This is a genomic window from Microvirga sp. GN3 (genome assembly GCF_055792825.1).
This window is the reverse complement of record NZ_JBVVAK010000148.1, coordinates 1-18,291: the sequence shown is the minus strand read 5'-3', so window position 1 is coordinate 18,291 and position 18,291 is coordinate 1. Positions and strand designations below refer to the sequence as shown.

At 63.1% G+C, this 18,291-nt stretch carries 21 protein-coding genes and 3 pseudogenes; 17 read left to right on the top strand and 7 right to left on the bottom strand.

Annotation, left to right across the window (positions count from 1 at the left end):
• Positions 1 to 88: 88 nt before the first annotated feature.
• From ACS5Q1_RS38290 to ACS5Q1_RS38280, 3 genes and pseudogenes are all read right to left on the bottom strand, one after another.
• Positions 89 to 538: an endonuclease/exonuclease/phosphatase family protein gene (locus ACS5Q1_RS38290; protein ID WP_473103150.1), complete on the bottom strand. Its 450-nt coding sequence runs from the start codon at positions 536 to 538 to the stop codon at positions 89 to 91.
• On the bottom strand, positions 441 to 1,199 hold the full coding sequence (locus tag ACS5Q1_RS38285; RefSeq protein ID WP_473103149.1) for an endonuclease/exonuclease/phosphatase family protein: 759 nt from the start codon (positions 1,197 to 1,199) through the stop codon (positions 441 to 443). The genes ACS5Q1_RS38290 and ACS5Q1_RS38285 overlap by 98 nt, the downstream gene beginning before the upstream one ends.
• A gap of 293 nt (positions 1,200 to 1,492) precedes the next feature.
• A pseudogene (locus ACS5Q1_RS38280) lies at positions 1,493 to 1,594 on the bottom strand (IS6 family transposase); the annotation flags it as partial.
• A gap of 314 nt (positions 1,595 to 1,908) precedes the next feature.
• Between ACS5Q1_RS38280 and ACS5Q1_RS38275 the strand changes: the two are divergent.
• From ACS5Q1_RS38275 to ACS5Q1_RS38200, 16 genes are all read left to right on the top strand, one after another.
• Positions 1,909 to 3,231: an ABC transporter substrate-binding protein gene (locus ACS5Q1_RS38275; protein ID WP_473103148.1), complete on the top strand. Its 1,323-nt coding sequence runs from the start codon at positions 1,909 to 1,911 to the stop codon at positions 3,229 to 3,231.
• An 82-nt stretch (positions 3,232 to 3,313) separates the two neighbouring features.
• On the top strand, positions 3,314 to 4,276 hold the full coding sequence (locus tag ACS5Q1_RS38270; protein WP_473103147.1) for a carbohydrate ABC transporter permease: 963 nt from the start codon (positions 3,314 to 3,316) through the stop codon (positions 4,274 to 4,276).
• Positions 4,273 to 5,226: a carbohydrate ABC transporter permease gene (locus ACS5Q1_RS38265; protein ID WP_473103146.1), complete on the top strand. Its 954-nt coding sequence runs from the start codon at positions 4,273 to 4,275 to the stop codon at positions 5,224 to 5,226. The genes ACS5Q1_RS38270 and ACS5Q1_RS38265 overlap by 4 nt, the downstream gene beginning before the upstream one ends.
• Positions 5,223 to 5,423, top strand: a complete 201-nt coding sequence (locus ACS5Q1_RS38260; RefSeq protein ID WP_473103145.1) for a hypothetical protein — start codon at positions 5,223 to 5,225, stop codon at positions 5,421 to 5,423. Before ACS5Q1_RS38265 ends, ACS5Q1_RS38260 begins: the two co-directional genes overlap by 4 nt.
• Before the next feature lie 4 nt (positions 5,424 to 5,427).
• Entirely contained in the window at positions 5,428 to 6,528 is a 1,101-nt protein-coding gene (locus tag ACS5Q1_RS38255; protein ID WP_473103144.1) for an ABC transporter ATP-binding protein, read from the top strand.
• Positions 6,521 to 7,549 (top strand): ABC transporter ATP-binding protein, encoded by a 1,029-nt coding sequence (locus ACS5Q1_RS38250; RefSeq protein ID WP_473103143.1) that lies wholly within the window; start codon positions 6,521 to 6,523, stop codon positions 7,547 to 7,549. Before ACS5Q1_RS38255 ends, ACS5Q1_RS38250 begins: the two co-directional genes overlap by 8 nt.
• Before the next feature lie 8 nt (positions 7,550 to 7,557).
• Positions 7,558 to 8,184, top strand: a complete 627-nt coding sequence (dhaL, locus tag ACS5Q1_RS38245; protein ID WP_473103142.1) for a dihydroxyacetone kinase subunit DhaL — start codon at positions 7,558 to 7,560, stop codon at positions 8,182 to 8,184.
• A 3-nt stretch (positions 8,185 to 8,187) separates the two neighbouring features.
• Positions 8,188 to 8,574, top strand: a complete 387-nt coding sequence (dhaM, locus tag ACS5Q1_RS38240) for a dihydroxyacetone kinase phosphoryl donor subunit DhaM (RefSeq protein ID WP_201839026.1) — start codon at positions 8,188 to 8,190, stop codon at positions 8,572 to 8,574.
• Positions 8,575 to 8,590: 16 nt separating this feature from the next.
• Entirely contained in the window at positions 8,591 to 8,869 is a 279-nt protein-coding gene (locus tag ACS5Q1_RS38235) for an HPr family phosphocarrier protein (protein ID WP_473103141.1), read from the top strand.
• A 5-nt stretch (positions 8,870 to 8,874) separates the two neighbouring features.
• A complete protein-coding gene (gene ptsP / locus ACS5Q1_RS38230) occupies positions 8,875 to 10,482 on the top strand; it encodes a phosphoenolpyruvate--protein phosphotransferase (RefSeq protein WP_473103140.1) in 1,608 nt (535 codons plus the stop codon).
• Positions 10,479 to 10,916 (top strand): hypothetical protein, encoded by a 438-nt coding sequence (locus ACS5Q1_RS38225; protein ID WP_473103139.1) that lies wholly within the window; start codon positions 10,479 to 10,481, stop codon positions 10,914 to 10,916. Before ptsP ends, ACS5Q1_RS38225 begins: the two co-directional genes overlap by 4 nt.
• Positions 10,913 to 11,902, top strand: a complete 990-nt coding sequence (gene dhaK, locus ACS5Q1_RS38220) for a dihydroxyacetone kinase subunit DhaK (protein WP_473103138.1) — start codon at positions 10,913 to 10,915, stop codon at positions 11,900 to 11,902. The genes ACS5Q1_RS38225 and dhaK overlap by 4 nt, the downstream gene beginning before the upstream one ends.
• Positions 11,903 to 11,965: 63 nt before the next feature.
• Positions 11,966 to 12,187: a hypothetical protein gene (locus tag ACS5Q1_RS38215; RefSeq protein ID WP_473103137.1), complete on the top strand. Its 222-nt coding sequence runs from the start codon at positions 11,966 to 11,968 to the stop codon at positions 12,185 to 12,187.
• 310 nt (positions 12,188 to 12,497) lie between these two features.
• The gene (locus tag ACS5Q1_RS38210; RefSeq protein WP_473103136.1) at positions 12,498 to 13,856 is read left to right on the top strand and encodes a DUF3422 family protein; all 1,359 of its coding nucleotides are present in this window, start codon (positions 12,498 to 12,500) and stop codon (positions 13,854 to 13,856) included.
• 432 nt (positions 13,857 to 14,288) lie between these two features.
• Positions 14,289 to 14,567, top strand: coding sequence for a hypothetical protein (locus ACS5Q1_RS38205; RefSeq protein ID WP_473103135.1), 279 nt, complete (start codon positions 14,289 to 14,291; stop codon positions 14,565 to 14,567).
• 270 nt (positions 14,568 to 14,837) lie between these two features.
• The gene (locus ACS5Q1_RS38200; protein ID WP_473103134.1) at positions 14,838 to 15,536 is read left to right on the top strand and encodes an IS6 family transposase; all 699 of its coding nucleotides are present in this window, start codon (positions 14,838 to 14,840) and stop codon (positions 15,534 to 15,536) included.
• 108 nt (positions 15,537 to 15,644) lie between these two features.
• Here ACS5Q1_RS38200 and ACS5Q1_RS38195 read toward each other — a convergent pair whose 3' ends face one another.
• From ACS5Q1_RS38195 to ACS5Q1_RS38180, 4 genes and pseudogenes are all read right to left on the bottom strand, one after another.
• Positions 15,645 to 15,908 (bottom strand): cytosolic protein, encoded by a 264-nt coding sequence (locus ACS5Q1_RS38195; RefSeq protein ID WP_473103133.1) that lies wholly within the window; start codon positions 15,906 to 15,908, stop codon positions 15,645 to 15,647.
• Positions 15,909 to 16,036: 128 nt separating this feature from the next.
• Positions 16,037 to 16,507: an aminoacyl-tRNA deacylase gene (locus ACS5Q1_RS38190; RefSeq protein ID WP_473103132.1), complete on the bottom strand. Its 471-nt coding sequence runs from the start codon at positions 16,505 to 16,507 to the stop codon at positions 16,037 to 16,039.
• Positions 16,508 to 16,679: 172 nt separating this feature from the next.
• Positions 16,680 to 16,832, bottom strand: a pseudogene (locus ACS5Q1_RS38185) (universal stress protein); the annotation flags it as partial.
• 665 nt (positions 16,833 to 17,497) lie between these two features.
• Positions 17,498 to 17,709 (bottom strand): annotated as a pseudogene (locus tag ACS5Q1_RS38180) (transposase); the annotation flags it as partial.
• Between the two features lie 150 nt (positions 17,710 to 17,859).
• Here ACS5Q1_RS38180 and ACS5Q1_RS38175 point away from each other — a divergent pair.
• Positions 17,860 to 18,003: a hypothetical protein gene (locus tag ACS5Q1_RS38175; protein WP_473103131.1), complete on the top strand. Its 144-nt coding sequence runs from the start codon at positions 17,860 to 17,862 to the stop codon at positions 18,001 to 18,003.
• Positions 18,004 to 18,291 lie beyond the last annotated feature (288 nt).

Here is an 18,291-nt window from a genome sequence, read left to right as displayed (position 1 = left end):
CAACGCGTGCGGTCTATAGCTCCCCGCAACGCGGACAGCGGCACGGATGTCGTCGACGCCTGGCTCGCTGCCTCCCGTCGTCCACGCCTCAGGGTCTCGTGACGAGCTCGATCAGCACGGGCCAATGGTCGGAGATGCTGCTGCCCGCGTCGAAGTCGTAGCGGCGCGGCGACACGAAGCCCTGGCCGCTCGTTTCCACCTGCTGGGCCGAGACGACGGCCGTCCGGAAACTCCCCAGATTGGCAAACCAGCCCACCGGACTTGGCCTCTCCGTCAGCAGGCTGTCGGAGACCAGAAAGAAGTCCAGGAACGACCACGTGAACCAGGAGCGGTTGCCGGGCCGCGCATTGCGGAACTTGTTGGACCCGGGCTCGGCGCAGCCGGTCCTGACCTCCGGCGGGACGTTCCAGCGGCCCTCGGACAGGAGCCGCCCGAACAGGTCACCCTGCGGCTCGTTGCAGGGAAAGTTGAAGTCCCCGCCCGCGACCGCGATCGCGTCGGCGGGCAGCGCCGCGCTGAGTCCGTTCAGCGTCTGCATCGCGCTCGCGGCATTCGATGGGATTACCACCTGACGGGAAGTGGACGGCGTACAGGTGGAGCGTACGCCCATCCGGCAGGGTGAGCGGGGCCGAAACGATATCCCGTGTCGCCCGGCACAGATCGGTGTCGTTGCCGAACTCCACCTTGTGGGCCGTGGGCGGGGAGGCCGAGGGCAGGCGTGAGAGAATGCCGACATCGATGCCTTGGTCGAGGTCGGTGACGGTCGTGTCGAGCTCGATTTCTGTCGTATAGCCGAGGCCAGCCAGGAACTCGGCGTTCAGGCGTGCGAGCATGCTCGGATTCTCGAGCTCGGGCAGGATGATGACATCGGGCTGCGGACGCACTGCCCGGATCACGTCGGCGATGGCCTGGAGCTTGCGGGAAAGCTTCTCATCCGTCCAGTCGATCTCGAGGCACTCCCGCGCAAAGGCCGGAATGGGATTAAACTGCCGGCAGTGTGCTTCGTGTCCCGGGCGGGCATCCTTCACCGCCTTGGGCAGGAAGGTATCGTCGAAGGGATTGGCGGAATCATCGGCTGTGTCGAAGAGGTTCTCGACGTTCCAGGACATCAGTGTGAGAGTCCGGAATTCCTGACCCACTGACGCTGTCGCGGCGGCGGTCGCGATCACGACCAGCAGGGTTCGGGCAAGCCACACCATCGCAGGGTCCTCCACGTCTGGGGCAGGATGGCACAGGAGTATGCCACGCAAGTGATGCAGGAGCAGTCACGAGTCGCTCGACATCGAGCATGGTCCAGTCCAGCACAGCTGCCGGCGATCAACGTGCACCAGCCGAACGCGCCTTAGCCGTGATGGATCTGAGCGGGAACAGGACGATTGAACCGTCTCACGTGAGGCCTGCGGATCGACAGAGTCCATGACCTGACCTCCCTGGAAAGGCTCCGGCTATTGTAGCACGTCGGAGCTCCCAGAGGATTTTCTCACACGTCGCCGATCGTGGCGTGGTCGACGGAGATCCCGCGCTCAGCCATCAACGCTTCTAAATTCCGGAGGCTGAGATTGTAGGCCAGATACCACCGCACGCAGAGCAGGATTACCGATCAATCAAAATGCCTGCTCTTGAACACGCCACTCTCCGTCCCTGAACCCAGAGAGCAGTAACTGAAACTATGAAACAAGAAGTTCGTAGGATCCGACATGACAACGCCGCATAGTCACTTGTATGTTTAGTAAAAATATGCATTACTGAACAAATCACTAAACAAGCCGGTCCACCGGCGAAGCCCCTCGGGGTCGGTGAGGAAACGCACGATCGAGACTTTCCCCCGCCGGTCTTTCTGCGGCGGACCGATGCCGTTATCGGCCCATCGGCCGGAGCGGTTTCTCTGAACCGATCACGGAGGGACGTATGAAGACGCTCACCATTGCTGCGGGTGCGTTGGCGACCTCGCTCGTTTGCGGGGCCGGCGCTGCGCAGGCACAGGGGAAGACCATCACCTTGTGCTGGGCCGCCTGGGACCCGGCGAACGCCCTCGTCGAGCTCTCGAAGGACTTCACGGCGAAGTCCGGCGTGAACATGAAATTCGAGTTCGTGCCCTGGCCGAACTTCGCGGACCGCATGCTCAACGAGTTGAACTCCAAGGGCAAGCTGTGCGACCTCATCATCGGCGACTCGCAGTGGATCGGCGGCTCTGCCGAGAACAAGCACTACGTGAAGCTCAACGACTTCTTCGCCAAGGAAGGCATCAAGATGGATGACTTCCTGCCCGCCACTGTCTACGCCTACTCGACTTGGCCGAAGGGCTCGCCGAACTACTACGCGCTGCCCGCGATGGGCGACGCCCTCGGCTGGACGTACCGGAAGGACTGGTTCTCCCGTCCTGAGTTGCAGGCCGAGTTCAAGCAGAAATACAATCGCGACCTTGCCCCGCCGAAGACCTGGACCGAACTCAAGCAAGTCGCCGAATTCTTCCAGAACCGCCAGCTCGATGGCAAGACCGTGTATGGGGCAGCGATCTTCACCGAGCGCGGCTCGGAGGGCATCACCATGGGCGTCACGGCAGCGCTCTATTCCTGGGGCCTGCAGTACGACGATCCGAAGAAGCCCTACGCCATGGACGGTTTCACCAACTCCAAGGACGCGGTTGAGGCCCTCGAGTTCTACAAGTCGCTCTACAAATGCTGCACGCCGCCCGGCTACACCAACGCCTACATGCAGGAGGGCCTCGACGCCTTCAAGTCGGGACAGGTGGCGATGCAGATGAACTGGTTCGCCTTCTTCCCCGGGCTTTTGAAAGACGAAAAGGTGGGTGGCGACAAGATCGGCTTCTTCGTCAATCCAGCCCAGAAGGTCGAGGCCTCGACGCTCGGAGGTCAGGGCATCTCCGTCGTCTCCTACTCGCCGAACCAGGCGGAGGCGCTCGCTTACATCAAGTGGTTCGCGCAACCCGATGTCCAGAAGAAGTGGTGGTCGCTCGGCGGCTATGCGGTCCACAAGGCCGTCGTCGAGGATCCGAACTTCACCAAGTCCGCGCCCTTCGCGGCTGACTTCCTGATGGCCATGGGGGGCGTCAAGGACTTCTGGCAGGAGCCGGCCTACGCGCAACTCCTCCTCGATATGCAGAAGCGCGTGCATGACTACGTGGTCGCCGACAAGGGCACCGCAAAGGAGGCGCTCGATCTCCTCGTGAAGGATTGGGGGAAGACCTTCACTGAGGAAGGTAAGATCTAACGCCACTCGATCATGCGACACGAGGCGGGCGCGCCCGCCTCGTGTCGCCGAGGGTTCCGACCGCACCCGGATTGGCACTGCTATGAACGTCGAAGCATCCCCGATGCGATTTGCCGAGAAGGCCGCCACCGTCACGCCGGCGGCACCCGCCCGGCGCCTGCGCAGTCTCTCGGATCGGACGATCGCTTGGCTCTTCATCGCGCCGACGATCGTCCTGCTTCTGGCCATCAACGTCTTCCCGTTGATCTGGACGGTCCGCCTCTCATTCACGAACTACCGCGCCAACCGGACGAACGTTCCGCTGCGCGATGTCGGGCTGCAGCACTACAACGACATTCTGACGAACCCGGATGTGTGGGCGGCCATGCAGGTCACCGCACGGTTCGTAATCGCCACGATCCTGATTCAGACAGTACTCGGCTTCAGCCTTGCCTGGCTCGTCGACAAGAAGTTCCGCGGCCACGGGCTATGGACCACGGTCATCCTCCTGCCGATGATGCTTTCGCCGGCGGTTGTCGGGAATTTCTGGACCTTCCTGTATCAGCCGCAGATCGGCCTGTTCAATTACGTCGTGTCGTTCTTCACCGGCATCTCGCCCTCCTCGTTCCAGATGCTGGGCGACCTGACGCTTTCGCCGTGGGCCATCGTGCTCGTCGACACCTGGATGTGGACGCCTTACGTGATGCTCATCTGCCTCGCGGGGCTGCGCTCCATCCCAGATTATATCTATGAGGCCGCCGAGGTCGACCGGGCGTCGAAATGGCGCCAGTTCTGGACGATCACGTTGCCGATGGCGGCGCCCTTCATCATGCTGGCGGTGCTGTTCCGCGCCATTGAGAACTTCAAGATGTTCGACATGGTCAACCTTCTCACCGGCGGCGGGCCGGGCTCGACGACGGAAGTCGCCTCGATCACGCTGAAGCGCGAGGCGTTTGAGAAATGGCGCACCGGCTACTCCTCCGCCTTCGCGATCATTCTGTTCGTCACGGTCTTCGGCCTTGCCAACATCTACGTGAAAGCGCTCAACCGGTTGAAGCAGAGATGAGCGGCAACGTCACAGCCCATTCAGTCGTCGAGCCGTCGCCGCTGACAAAGCGCATCGCAGGCATCCTGGTCGTCCTGTACGCGATCATCACCATGGTGCCGCTCGGCTGGATCGTGCTGACGGGCTTCAAGTCACCCCCGGACTCGATTTCGTACCCGCCGAAGATCGTGTTCGATCCGACCCTCGAGGGCTATTGCAATCTCTTCACCACCCGCTCGCGCCAGACCGCCGAGTACCTGGCAAGCCTCCCGCCGCCGTCGGGGACATGCGAGTCGATCGCGCGCGGCCGGAATTTGGTGGTGGTGTCCGAATCGAAGTTCGTTCCGCGCTTCTGGAACTCCGTCGTCATCGCCTTCGGGTCGACCGCCCTCGCGGTGTTCCTCGGCACCCTCTCGGCCTACGGGTTCTCGCGCTTCCGGGTGCCGCTCAAAGACGACCTGCTGTTCTTCATCCTCTCGACCCGTATGATGCCGCCGATCGCGGTCGCGATCCCGATCTATCTCATGTACCGGGAACTCGGCCTGCAGGATACGAAGCTCGGCATGATCCTGCTCTATACGGCCGTCAATGTATCGTTGGCCGTCTGGCTGCTCAAAGGCTTCATCGACGAGATCCCGCGCGAGTACGAGGAGGCCGCGATGATCGACGGCTACTCGCGCCTGCAGGCCTTCCGCAAGGTGGTCCTACCGCAGGCTGTGACTGGCATCGCCGCGACCGCGATCTTTTGCCTGATTTTCGCGTGGAACGAGTATGCGTTCGCGGTGCTGCTCACCTCCGGCGCGGCGCAGACCGCGCCGCCCTTCATCCCGATCATCATCGGCGAAGGCGGACAGGACTGGCCGGCGGTGGCGGCTGGAACCACGCTCTTTCTCGTGCCGATCGTGATCTTCACCGTGCTGCTCCGCAAGCATCTCCTGCGTGGCATCACCTTCGGAGCGGTGCGCAAATGATGCAGGAACCCGCCAGGACCTCGCGGCGCAAGCGCGTCTCCCCACGCGGGATCGCCGAGGCTGCCGCGACCATCGTCATCGCACTCGGAGTCGTCATGCTGATGCAGCCTCTCTCGCTCACTCTATACGGCTGGTCCTTCCCAACGACGCTCGTCGGCACGGTGATGTTTCTCATCGGTTCGAAGCTTCCGGAGTAAGGCGATGGCGACGATTGACGTCCGGGACCTCAACAAGACCTTCGGCGAGTTCATCGCGGTTCGAGACTCTTCGTTCACTGTGGATGACGGTCAATTCGTCTGCCTTCTCGGACCGTCAGGTTGCGGGAAGACGACGACCCTGCGGATGATCGCTGGACTCGAACTCCCGACTTCGGGCTCGATCAACCTTGCCGGTGAGGATGTGACGTTCAAGCGGGCCTCGGAGCGCGACATTGCCTTCGTATTCCAGCTCTTCGCGCTCTATCCGCACATGAACGTGCGCCGGAACATCGAGTATCCCTTGCGCAACATCGGAATGCCGAAGGCCGACATCGCCAAGCGCGTCGCCGAAGCGGTGCGGATCCTGCGCATTGGCCACCTCCTCGATCGCTCCGTATCCGGCCTTTCCTCGGGCGACCGCCAGCGGGTGGCGCTCGGCCGCGCCATCGTGCGTGAGCCCGCGGCGTTCATGATGGACGAGCCGCTCGGCGCGCTCGACGCGGAGTTCCGGCATCTCATGTGCGGCGAGCTTCGCACACTTCATGACCGGCTCAAGGCAACGACGGTCTATGTCACCCACGACCAGCTCGAAGCCATGTCGATGGCGGATCGAATCGCGGTGATGAACCAGGGCGTGATCGAGCAGTTCGGACCACCGCAGGAGATCTATGACCGGCCGGCGACGCTGTTCGTCGCCGGCTTCATCGGCTCTCCGCCGATGAATTTCATCAACTTCGCGGGAGCGCTGGCCCGCGGCCAACGGGAGATCCCCGTCGGCGACCGCAGCCAGCCGGTGCCGGAACTTTTGGAAGGCCGGGCCGACGGCAAGCATGTTCTCGGCGTCCGGCCGGAGCATGTCCGCATCTCGGATGACGGATGGCTGCGCGGCGAGGTCTACGGGTCGGAATATCTCGGTACGACGCAGATCGTGACCGTCCGGACGGCCCGCGGACGCATCTGCGCCAGGTTGCCCGCGGACTTGATCGTACCGCGGGGCCGGCAGGTCGGCCTCGCGCTGAAGCCCGACAAGCTCTCGATCTTCGACGGGGCCACGGGCCGGGCGATCCGCACTGCCCTGCACGAGGGAGGGCTGCTTCATGGCTAGCGTCGAATTCGACCGGATCTCGAAGCGCTTCAAGGACGTGGAGGCCGTCGCCGACCTGTCGCTCACCATTGCAGATGGAGAGTTCGTCGTCCTCCTCGGTCCGACCGGCGCTGGCAAAACGACAATCCTGCGCCTCGCTGCCGGCCTTGAACGGGCCGATGCCGGATCGATCCGGATTGGCGGAGTGGATCGAACGAGCGCCGATCCGGCGCTGCGCGACGTCGCCTTCGTGTTCCAGCAATACTCGCTCTATCCGCACCTGTCCGTTTACGACAATCTCGCTTTCCCGCTGCGCTCGCCCTTGTGTCGCATGGCTGAGGATGCGATCCGGGCGCGTGTGACGGAGATCGCGCGCCTTCTGCATATCGATGACAAACTGCAGAACCCGGCGACACGTCTCTCGGGTGGCCAGATGCAGCGCGTCGCCATCGGTCGCGCGCTCGTGCGCCGGCCATCGGCCTACCTCATGGATGAGCCTCTCTCGTCCCTTGACGCGAAGCTCCGGGCCGATCTGCGCCTCGAACTCGTCCGGATCCAGCAGGAGCTGGGCGCGACGATCCTCTATGTCACTCACGATCAAATCGAGGCCATGACCATGGCCGACCGCATCGGCGTGATGGAGGCGGGACGGCTCGTCCAGGTCGGGACGCCCCGCGACATCTACGAGAACCCGTCGACGACTCATGTGGCGACACGGCTCGGTCATCCGGTCGTGAACCTCATCCCGCGCGGTCTCGTTCCGGACCTGCCTGCGCCGCCTCGAACTGTGCTGATCGGCGCGCGGACCGAGCATCTGCGCCTCAGCAAGGCGGGCGGGTCCGTGCAGGCATCAAACCTTGTCGGCGCGCTGTCGTGGATCGAGCATCTGGGCGACCAGAACCATCTGCACCTGAAGGTCGGGGACATGGAGCTCGTGACCCTCGCCGACCCGGAGAGCAGGCTGAGCGTCGGTGAGCGCGTCTCCGTGGAACTCGCACGCCCTCTGTACTTCGATGATGCTGGCAAGCGAATCACGATATGAGGCACACCATGGAACCTGCCTTGCACACGAGCGAAGGAGCCGAGTCCGATCTCACCCTTCAGGTCGTCCGCGCAGCTGCTGAGGCGGTGATCGGGCATGCGGACGAATTGACCGCCCTCGACCAGGCGATCGGCGACGGCGATCACGGGATCAACATGAAGCGCGGCCTTGAGGCTGTGCTAGCCGATCTCCCGCAACTGCAAGACAAGCCTCTCGGCGAGATGCTGAAGGCTATCGGCATGAAACTGGTCATGAAGGTCGGCGGAGCCTCCGGCCCGCTCTACGGCACGCTGGCGCTCGAACTCGGGAAGCACATGCCCGCGTCTCCCTCGCGCGGCGACCTGGCGGCAGCGTTCGCTGCTGCCATCGAGGCCGTCAAGGCGCGAGGCAAGTCCGATCTGGCCCAGAAGACCATGCTTGACGTTCTCGCGCCCGTTCAGGCGAAGCTCGCCGAGGGCGCGGGCCTGTGCGCCATCAAAGCCGAGGCGCTGCGCGCCGCCGAAGCGACAAGGCCGATACAGGCGCTCCGCGGCCGCGCCTCGTTCCTCGGCGAGCGCTCGATCGGCCATGTGGATCCGGGCGCGCGTTCGGCGGCTCTCTTCGTCGCGGCGATCTGCGACACGCTGGAGGGGTAAGGCATGGCGAATGTGGGCATCGTGATCGTCTCCCATTCGCCGAAGGTGGCGGAGGGCGCGTCCGAGATGGTCCGCCAGATGGTGGGCGACACCGTTCCGGTCGCCCATACAGGCGGCAATCTCGATGGAGGCTTGGGCACCTCGGTCGAGGGGATCATGGCTGCAATCGAACGTGCCTGGTCGCCGGCGGGCGTCGCCATTCTGGTTGATCTTGGTGGCGCCGAGACGAACAGCGAAATGGCAGTCGAGATGCTGCCGGAGAATCGGCGCGGCAAAGTTGTGGTATGCAACGCGCCCATCGTGGAAGGGGCTGTGATCGCCGCTGCGGAATCGTCGGGAGGCTCATCTCTCGAGACCGTCAAGCGCACCGCCGAGGAGTTGAGCCCGTGAGGGTTGGAGTGACGAGATGAACAGGGCCTCGGCCAATATGATGCTGACGAACGCTGTCGGGCTCCATGCGCGCCCATCGGTGAAGCTCACCCAGGTCGCCAAGAGCTTCCGGGCGAATGTCGAGGTCGCGCTCGCTCCGGATGGTCCATGGTCCGATGCGAAGAGCCCCGTTCAGGTGATGCGGGTTAAGGCCGGGAAGGGCTCGGTCGTCCATGTACGCGCCGAGGGCGAGGATGCGCAGGCCGCGGTCGCGGCCGTCGTCAATCTCGTCGAGCGCAAGTTCGACGAGGAGTGACGACCATGCCTGCCACCCGCCTCGTCGGTCGTCCCGCCGCGCCGGGACTGGCGCGCGGGCCAGTCGCGCTCCTTGATCGGGCCGGCGGCGAACCGCGGGTCACCGGCGACCCGGCATTCGAGGCCGGTGCCTTGCGCACGGCGATCCGGACCGCGATCGAGGCGCTGAATCTTCTCGCCGCAGAGACCAGCGACGCGGGCGCCGAGATCCTCGGTTTCCAGATCGCCATGCTGGAGGATGACGCTCTCTCGGCCGATGCCTTCGCGGGGATTGCGGCCGGCATCCCGGCGGATCACGCCTGGCGCGGCGCCCTCGATCAGGAGATCGCGGGCTATGCGGCCGCCGAGGACGAGTATTTCCGCGCCCGGGCGACGGATCTCGAGGATATACGGGACCGGGTCCTCGACGCGCTGACGGGCGCCGGCGCCCGCACGATCCCGCCCGGGTCCGTCGTCTTCGCCGACAACGTGACGCCCTCCCGCTTCCTCGCCACTGACTGGACCGGGGGCGCCATCGTCCTCGCCGGCGGAAGCCCGACGAGCCATGTGGCCACCCTGGCGCGAGGGCGCGGCGTGCCGATGGTGGTCGGCGTGAGAATCTCCGCGGATGCGCTCGGATCAACCCCGTCCGAGGCGATCGTGGACGGCGCGATGGGCCTTGTCCTGGTTGGCCCCGATGCGGCGGACCTGGACGCGTTTCGATCGCTCGAGATGGCGGCGGCAGACACCGTGGCCCGTCATGCCGCCTACCGTCTGAAGCCCGCGGTGACTGCAGACGGCACGCCGATCGCCGTTCAGGTCAACATCGCCGATCTGGCGGAACTCGACGCGCTTGACCTCGCATCCTGCGACGGCATCGGGCTGGTGCGGACGGAGCTCCTGTTCGGCGGTCGCGGGTTGCCCAACGAGGAGCATCAGCTCGCAATCTACCGGCGCATCGCCGAATGGGCGTCCGGCAAGCCCGTCATCATCCGCACACTGGACGCGGGCGGCGACAAGTCGATCCCGGGTCTGACCGAGAACGGCGAAACGAACCCGTTCCTCGGCCTGCGCGGCGTTCGCCTCACTCTCAAACACCTGGACCTGTTCAGAACGCAACTTCGAGCGCTCGCCCGCGCGGCCGCCTATGGGGGCATCGAGATCATGGTGCCGATGGTGACAGTCCGGGAGGAACTGTCCGCGTCCCGCGCGCTTCTCGACGAGGCAGTGGCCTCGTTGTCTGCAGAGGGCCTGCCCCATCGACGGCCGCCGCTCGGCATGATGGTCGAGGTGCCCGCGGCCGCCATCGCGATCGATCTCTTCGACGCTGACTTCTTCTCCATCGGCTCGAACGATCTGACCCAATATGTCACGGCTGCGAGCCGCGACCTCGCCTCCGTCGCGTCCCTCGCCGATCCCGCCCATCCGGCGGTGCTGCGCCTCATCGAAGAGGTCGCCGCTCACGGGGCGAGGAGCGGCCGCAAGGTGTCCCTCTGCGGGGATGCCGGGGCTGATCCCCGCATGCTGCCGCTGCTCCTGCGGCGCGGGCTGCGCACCGTCTCCGTCGCGCCGACCCTCTTGGCGACGACGAAGGCGGCGATCGCTGCCATCGACCTCCGGGAAGGCGAGCGATGACGTCTCGCCCGGCCGACAAGGCGACGAAGACCGATGCAGTCGGCGCTTACAAACAAATTCTGGCGGACCTGCTCGATCGCCGACCGTCCGGGACGCGGCAACGCCTTGCCATTGCGCTCAACAAGAACCGCAGCTTCGTGTCGCAGATTACGAACCCGGTCTATCCGGTGCCGGTGCCGGTGCAGCACCTCTCGGTCATCTTCGAGATCTGCCACTTCTCGCCCGCGGAGCGGCAGGCCTTCCTCGACGCCTATCACGCCGCCCATCCGCGCCGCTTGGTGACGGTTGGGCACGGGCCGGCCACGCGGCGCATCACCATCGATGTTCCCGACCTCGGCGACGCGAAACGCAATCGCGCCCTCGAAGACCTGATGGAAGAGATGGCCCGGCGCATCGCCCACATCATTCACACCTCAGAACGGAGGGAGTCATGAAGAAGTTCGTCAACGATGTCGAGACGGTCCTGTCCGAAAGCCTCGACGGGTTCGCTGCCGCTCATGCGGACATCGTTGTCCTCGGGCCTGAGCGGAAGTTCGTCAAGCGCCGCTCCCTCACGCCCGGCAAGGTGGCGCTGATCTCGGGCGGCGGGTCGGGCCACGAACCGCTCCATGCTGGCTTCGTCGGACTTGGTATGCTCGACGCGGCGTGCCCCGGCCAGGTATTCACCTCGCCGACGCCGGACCAGATGCTGGAAGCCGTCGAGGCCGTCGACACCGGCGCCGGATGCCTCTTCATCGTCAAAAACTACGAAGGCGACGTGATGAACTTCGAGATGGCCGTCGAGATGGCGGGCCGCGAGGTCCTGACCGTCGTCACAGATGATGACGTCGCGGTCGAGAACTCCCTCTACACGACAGGCCGGCGCGGCGTCGCCGGCACCCTCGTCGTTGAGAAAATGGTCGGCGCAGCCGCCGAGTCGACGGCAGGTCTCGCAGAGCTCCAGACTCTCGGACAGCAGGTCAATAGCCAAACCCGCTCGATGGGCGTTGCACTGACATCCTGCACCGTACCGGCGGCCGGAAAGCCGACGTTCGAGATTTCGGACGACGAGATGGAGTTTGGCGTCGGGATCCACGGCGAGCCGGGTCGGCGCCGTGTTCGCCTCGAGAAGGCGGATCGGATCGCCGAGGACTTGATGGCGCCGATCCTGGCGGATCTTGCGATCAGACCGGGCACCCCGGTCCTCCTCCTCGTAAATGGCTTCGGCGGCACGCCCGCAATGGAGCTTTACCTAATGTTCAACAGCGCGAAGCGCCTCCTCGACAACGCCGGCGCAACCCTGGCTCGCTCGCTCGTCGGCCCGTATGTGACCTCGCTCGACATGGCCGGCTGCTCCCTCACGGTGACAGTGCTGGATGACACCTTGATTCGGCTTTGGGATCAGCCAGTGCGCACGGCCGCGTTGCGATGGGGCGCGTGACCTTGCCGCACCAGTGCCGAGGGCATCGTCATATCTGGACGCTCCCTGCCGGCAAGGGTCTTGTTGAACGCAAGTGCAAGTGGTCGGGTGCTGCCAGCCGATGCTCCCCGCAACCCGCGCTGGTGGGTTCAAATTCGTCCGCCGGACCTCGCCGCTCTCATGATGGCCCGTGCCATGGCGGAGATGTTCTGGGATGAGCCTGACAGCCATCTGCCGGAGCCGTTGGCGACCTTCCTGCGGCAGATGAAGCGCTGGTGGAAGGAACCTGGAAAGCATGGCGGCTGATCAGAGAAGCTCGGTACCAACAAAGAACCTGGGCATCCGGTACTAACATACGGTAAGCCCATGCGACTTCCTTGATTGCTGTTGAGGGCAGAGCATTCGGCTGTCCTATTGCCAGGGCAATCCCGACTCGCGTCAAATTGACCTTCGCCAAATCGAACCCTGCTGCGTTGAGTCCAGGCCAGCAGCCTGCCAGAATGAATAACCTGCACGCCGCGTGCATCAAGTTGCTTCCATAACCAGGGCATCGGAGAACCCCGGCTCAGACCAGGTCCTTAGGGGAGGAGCGCCATCTTCGTTTTGAGGATGGACTATGTTGGACTACCGAGACCCGATATCGACGACACCGGCAGGGTCCCATGCGCCGATCCTGTCGGATCAGTTGGCCAAAGCTCATCTGATCGCCAGTCATCCGCTGCGCCATCAGCTGAACAACGAGGTGCATGCCAGGCCTCCGACGCCCCTTATCTCACCCGAACGGATCTCCTATCTGGCGATCCACAGCGGTGAGCAGGGCGCGACTGACGATCACGCCTGCCTTATCAGGCTCTGTGAGCGCTACGGCATTACCTCGCCTCACGCTGGCGTGAACCACTTCTCGCAAGACTTCGGTCCCTTTCGCCTGAAATGGGAACGCCACACCGAGTTCGTCACCTATACGTTCTTTGTGCAGGGTGGCCCCTCTGACGCACCCTTCGGCTCGCCTGCGATCAACGTGGTCGCCCTCGACTGGCTGTCCCAGTTGCCTGATCAGATGCTCGTGGCTGCCCATGTCGTCATCCTGCCGAGCGAGACGCCAGCTCCGACAGGAGATGAAGTTTCCTGTCATTTCTCAACCGACAGCGTCATCGGCAGCCTTGTGTCAGGCGGTGCAGCAACTGTTTTTACCGACTACCGCATCCACGCCGACGGCTTCTCCCGCATCCTGATCTATGACCACCGTCTCGGCCGACGGCAGGCCGGCCGACTAGTCCAGCGGCTGCTGGAGCTCGAGGCCTACCGGATGATGGCACTCCTGGCCCTGCCTGTGGCAAGCCACATTGCTCCTGACATTGCCCATTGCGAGCGCAATCTCGCCGACATCACCGCTTCCATGACGAGAAGCGACGGTATCGAGCATGAGCGACAACTGCTTGACCACCTGATCGAGCAGGCGACCTCGATCGAGCGTATGTCGGCAGCGACAGGTTACCGCTTCCGTGCGGCTCGCGCTTACCACAATCTCGTCGAGCGACGGATCGCGGAGCTGCGGGAAGAGCGCATCCCCGGCCTGCAGACGATTGCCGAGTTCATGGACCGGCGCTTTCAGCCGGCGATGCGGACCCTGATCTCGACCGCCGAGAGGCTGGAAAGTCTGTCGCAGCGAACCACAAGAGCCAGCGACCTGTTGCGGACCGGTATCGACATCACGATGGCAGAGCAGCATCGTGACTTGCTCCGGTCCATGGATCAGCGTGCCCGCTTGCAGCTTCTCCTCAACGAGGCAGTGGAAGGCCTGTCGGTGGTGGTGATCACCTACTATGCGTTGGGCCTATTCGGCTATGTGCTGAAGTCCCTCAAGCCTATCGATCTCGGCGTGAATCCTGATGTGGTCACAGGGCTGGCCTTTCCAATCGTCTTTGCTCTGGTGTGGCTGAATGTTCGACGTTTGAGAAAGAAGCTGCTGCCCTAAAGGCTGTCGGAACCAAGGAGAACCGGCAACCAAGCTCTGTTTCAGTTTCGGTATGGCCCTTACGTAAGCAGCGTACTGGTCAGAGTCCAAGGGCAGTTGGAGTTGCACCCCGGAGCCAGATGGGACGACCACGTTGCCGTGGCGGCTCACCAGTCGAACGGATGGGAACCACAACGGACGTCATGCCACCGTAGACAACAACATAGCCTTGGCTTCTGAGACTGCGTTCGGCCTCGTTCAGGGACACGAGCCATTGGCGAAGGATTTTCATCATGACAGCCTCGATCTAATTATGCGATCGAGGTGACGCAAGATCCGTGCCAGATGCAGCTGGCCTTTTGGCGCTGACAGATCATCGACAGGCTGCGACAATTGTGCATCGCACAAATCGCCTTCTCCCTCGTTGGCTTGTCAGATTCAGGGGAGAGGAGAATGGATCACAAGATAAGCATTCCTGCCATGTGGGGCCGGCGCCGCACGCGCCATGATCCGCCTGGTCTCGACGAGGCGATCGCGGCCGCGCAGGGCCTGACAGATCGAATTGAGAGTCAGGTCGAAATCGCTGCACAGTTGATCGGATTGCCGGAGGAGGAAGTCAGGCATCGAGTGCTGATGGCACAGGCTCGGACCAGACAGAGCCGACCAGCGCTTGACCGAGGACGGCAAACCGAGATCGTGGTCATCAAACGACGCGGTCCGCGCGCCACCTGAGCTGGGCCTCCTCGTAACGAAACCTTCACGCCGGGTTGCTATCGCTCAACACGTCCGAATAACAGCGCGAGCACAAGAGAGAGCTTACAACAACAAGCAGTCTGCAGGGGAAGCACCAGAGGGCTCCAGACGCATCAGAGGAGCCATAACATGGTCTAGTACACACTTTGCAAACTCGCCGCTCTTGGTCTCCCGCCTCTGCCCTTGCCTGGCACTGTTGCGTTAACCTCGGCATTGTAATCCGGAACGGCCATTCGAGGAGCCGTCCTGTTGTCTCTGTTCAAGCGCCGCCGCTTTCCGGTCAAGATCATCCTGCTGTGCGTGCGCTGGTACTGCAAGTATGGCATCAGCTATCGCGATCTCGCCGAGATGATGTCCGAGCGCGGTGTCGCCGTTGACCCATCCACAATCTTTCGATGGGTTCAGCGCTATGCTCCAGAGATCGAGAAGCGGATTCGACTCTACCGGGGACCTCGCTCAGGCTCCTGGAGAGTGGACGAGACCTACGTCCGCGTCGGGGGCAAGTGGAAATACTTGTTTCGCGCGGTCGACAAGCACGGTCGGTTGATCGCCTTCATGCTGTCCAATCGCCGAAATACCAACGCCGCGTATCAGTTCCTGCGCAAATCTCTGAAGAGGTTGAGCGACTATCCACCATCCTCCATCACGACGGATAAGCTGGCGTCGTATCCCAAGGCCATCCTGCGCCTGCAGAACGAAGGGCTGCTGTCGAAGGATGTCAAACACCGCACCTCGAAATATCTGAATAACATCCTTGAGGCGGATCATGGCGCGCTCAAGCGCGTGATCCGTCCAACGCGTGGCTTCCAGACGATGAAAACCGCTGCCGCGACCCTGACGGGTTTCGAAGTCATGCGAATGATCCGCCGCGGTCATTGCATCCAGCGGGGCCATCGAGCGACAGGCGAAATCCGTCTCGTCAATCAGCTCTTCGGTCTTGCTTCCTGAGCGGCCCGTTGAACTGGGTTCGTTATGCCCTTTTCAAGTTACTGCAACAGTGCCCATCCGCGCGCGTGCGAAGCTGCGGAAGAACAGCCGAGATGTATTCGCTTGCAATCAAGCCGCAGTTCCGGTCCTGCTCTCAGACTGATCCTCATCATGCATGATCGGCGCACCAAGCTCCGAAAACCGGAAGAGGCGGAAGGCCCGGTCGCCGTTGACATCGAGTACCCGCAGGTCATCGCTATCGCGGGCGTCATTCATCACCACCTGGAAATGGCCGCCATAGCGGGCCGCTACGATATCGAGCGGCAGCTCGTACGCGATAAACTTGCCAACCCCGTGCGCCTTCAGGGCGCGCAACAGGCCAGCGTCGGACAAAGACGGGTCGACGTCAGAATCACGATCGGCCCGCTGCCGGCAAACACCAGAGCTGCTTTCATCATCCTTCTCCTTAGCTTGGGCAGCGCCTGTCAGGCGCCGTGCCCGCCTTCACTTGAGCCCCGCCATCAATCGCGGGCGCTGAAGGATCCGTGCTGGGCCTGAGGATTGAGCCGGGCAAACTCGGCCCCGTTCACATGGACCAGAGTCGCGTGGTCACCACCCTCAAAATACAGCTCCTGCTGCTGATCGATGCTGTTGTCGATAATCACATCCAGCCCGTAGCACGCCCCCACCGCCGGAACCGCGCCGAACGCACAGTCGCGGAAGACGTCCGCAGCGTCCGGCTCGCTGGCCAAGTGAACCTCATGGCCGAGCTCCATCCTGAGATCGGACAGCCGGAGATGATGCGAGGCCGGGAGGACGGCGAGTTTGTAGCGGCCACCGTCGCTGAGCACGACAGCTTTGGCCAGCCTGTCACTCGGGATGTGACCTGCGTGGGCGGACCCAAGGGCCGACAGGGTCGGTTCATGCGGGACCAGATCGTACCGGATCCCTTGCTCGTCCATGTACTGTTGGAGTGTGGATGCGATCGCCATGACGTGCCTCCCATTGGCAAGGAATTCCCTGCGTCACGAGGCATGTCCTGATAGACTGTCGCCGCGTGGCGCGGCTGCGTGGCATCTGCATATTATATGCCTCTGGCTCGCCAGCGACAATCGAACTGCCGTTCTGGTGATCCGCTGCGGTGGCGGACTGGATCATCCCAACCTAATGCGCCATCAGGACCGGAACGGTGGTGTGGGACAGAATAGGGCTGGTGCCCCCGCCAAAGATGAACTGCCGCAACCGGCTCTGGGTATAGGCGCCTTTGAGCAGCAGATCACAGCTAAGAGACGCCGCCAACAGGATAGCCTCGCCGGCATGTCCATGCGGGTTCGGAAGACTGTCACAGCCGGGGCTGCACCAGCGCTCGACAATCCTTGTCAGATCGAGAAGGAGACGGACCCATGCATCTGTTCGGGGTCTTTGAACTCGACATCCAACCAGGCACCCCGGACAATCCGGCATCCATCAGAGTTGCCCTCCTGCGATAGAGGCAAGAATGGACGACTGTTCCTCACGCCCGAGTGCACCTGCTTCGAGGAGATCGAAGGGCAGATCAATCCCTTGCGGGAGGAGCTAGACGAGATCCGGGAGAGAGCCCGCGGTGCGTTCCAGCATGCCTAAAACCCGTGCTGCTTCAGAAAAAGCCCAAACACCAATCCTGAGAGAGCCGCGATGACGTGGATCAGCCGCCTCGTGGCCATCAACTGCCGAGCCTCGTCTGATGGTCGGTGCTTATGTCGGGCCATGCAACTCAGATTGCACCGGAATTGAGGCAAAGTTAGCGCACGCAAAGGACCGGTGAAATACGCCTGCACTATCAACTGTCGCTCGCTGAATAGTTCGAGCGGCTTGCCGCATAGGCGAAGACGAGCCACTCCAGGATCCTTCCGTCCGCAGCCAGAAATTGCGGCAGAGCCGCTCTGTGATCCAGGCGCTGCCTGCCGCGGTCTTCGTGCGGACATAGCGGATCACCGCTGTCCCCCGACCACCAGGATAGTGCGCAGGTAGTCATCACCCATCGTCGAGATCCGCCCCACCCGCTCCTTGCCACCCGATGAGTTTGGCCGCGGTGTCAGTCCCAGTCACGCGGCAAACTCCCGGCCGGTTGGAAGTGGGAGGGATCTGTGACAGTCGCGGCAATGGCCATGGCGGTGATGAAGCCGACGCCCGGGATCGTCCCAAGCGCTCGGCTCTTGCGCTGGCCCCGGAGGGTCAGATGATCCTGGGCCGTCCTGCCGGTCCGTCAACGCGCTGGTGGAAACGAGCATGCTGGAAACTGATAATGAAGCGCTGCGTTATCAGGGCGGCACGGAGAGTGTGCTGGACCGCATGAGGTTTTGCCATGACCATGTCGGAGATCACCAACAAGCTGAAATATGACATCTCGGATGCGCTCAAGCGCGTGGCCGGCAAGCTGTCCGGCCGCAAGGAAGGGCAGGGCGGCCAATCTTCCCAAGCGGGGGACCGGCCCGGCGTGAAGAAGTGAGCCGGTGCGATGGGGCGGTCGACCGCCCCATCGTGTGACGGAGCAGGGGGACACTGATGCCAGGCTTCTTCCCCTTCCTTGCGTCAGTTTCAGGGCCGGGGCTTGCGTAGGCTCAAGGGTGTGCCATCGAAATGGCGGTTGTTTGCGGTCGAACGTGACCAGCCTCATGCTTAGTCGGATTTATCTGTTCGCGCTCTGAGAAGATACCCTGGTGACGTGAGCTGCTAGGCTGGGGACAGGGCTTGAGAAACGGTTTGCCATGCGACGCCCCACACGCCGGGAGATTGC

Bases quoted from the DNA above. Each gene is read 5' to 3' on its own strand.
- ACS5Q1_RS38290 (WP_473103150.1), bottom strand. From the start codon at position 538: ATGCAGACGCTGAACGGACTCAGCGCGGCGCTGCCCGCCGACGCGATC.
- ACS5Q1_RS38285 (WP_473103149.1), bottom strand. From the start codon at position 1,199: ATGGTGTGGCTTGCCCGAACCCTGCTGGTCGTGATCGCGACCGCCGCC.
- ACS5Q1_RS38275 (WP_473103148.1), top strand. From the start codon at position 1,909: ATGAAGACGCTCACCATTGCTGCGGGTGCGTTGGCGACCTCGCTCGTT.
- ACS5Q1_RS38270 (WP_473103147.1), top strand. From the start codon at position 3,314: ATGAACGTCGAAGCATCCCCGATGCGATTTGCCGAGAAGGCCGCCACC.
- ACS5Q1_RS38265 (WP_473103146.1), top strand. From the start codon at position 4,273: ATGAGCGGCAACGTCACAGCCCATTCAGTCGTCGAGCCGTCGCCGCTG.
- ACS5Q1_RS38260 (WP_473103145.1), top strand. From the start codon at position 5,223: ATGATGCAGGAACCCGCCAGGACCTCGCGGCGCAAGCGCGTCTCCCCA.
- ACS5Q1_RS38255 (WP_473103144.1), top strand. From the start codon at position 5,428: ATGGCGACGATTGACGTCCGGGACCTCAACAAGACCTTCGGCGAGTTC.
- ACS5Q1_RS38250 (WP_473103143.1), top strand. From the start codon at position 6,521: ATGGCTAGCGTCGAATTCGACCGGATCTCGAAGCGCTTCAAGGACGTG.
- dhaL (WP_473103142.1), top strand. From the start codon at position 7,558: ATGGAACCTGCCTTGCACACGAGCGAAGGAGCCGAGTCCGATCTCACC.
- dhaM (WP_201839026.1), top strand. From the start codon at position 8,188: ATGGCGAATGTGGGCATCGTGATCGTCTCCCATTCGCCGAAGGTGGCG.
- ACS5Q1_RS38235 (WP_473103141.1), top strand. From the start codon at position 8,591: ATGAACAGGGCCTCGGCCAATATGATGCTGACGAACGCTGTCGGGCTC.
- ptsP (WP_473103140.1), top strand. From the start codon at position 8,875: ATGCCTGCCACCCGCCTCGTCGGTCGTCCCGCCGCGCCGGGACTGGCG.
- ACS5Q1_RS38225 (WP_473103139.1), top strand. From the start codon at position 10,479: ATGACGTCTCGCCCGGCCGACAAGGCGACGAAGACCGATGCAGTCGGC.
- dhaK (WP_473103138.1), top strand. From the start codon at position 10,913: ATGAAGAAGTTCGTCAACGATGTCGAGACGGTCCTGTCCGAAAGCCTC.
- ACS5Q1_RS38210 (WP_473103136.1), top strand. From the start codon at position 12,498: ATGTTGGACTACCGAGACCCGATATCGACGACACCGGCAGGGTCCCAT.
- ACS5Q1_RS38205 (WP_473103135.1), top strand. From the start codon at position 14,289: ATGGATCACAAGATAAGCATTCCTGCCATGTGGGGCCGGCGCCGCACG.
- ACS5Q1_RS38190 (WP_473103132.1), bottom strand. From the start codon at position 16,507: ATGGCGATCGCATCCACACTCCAACAGTACATGGACGAGCAAGGGATC.
- ACS5Q1_RS38175 (WP_473103131.1), top strand. From the start codon at position 17,860: ATGACCATGTCGGAGATCACCAACAAGCTGAAATATGACATCTCGGAT.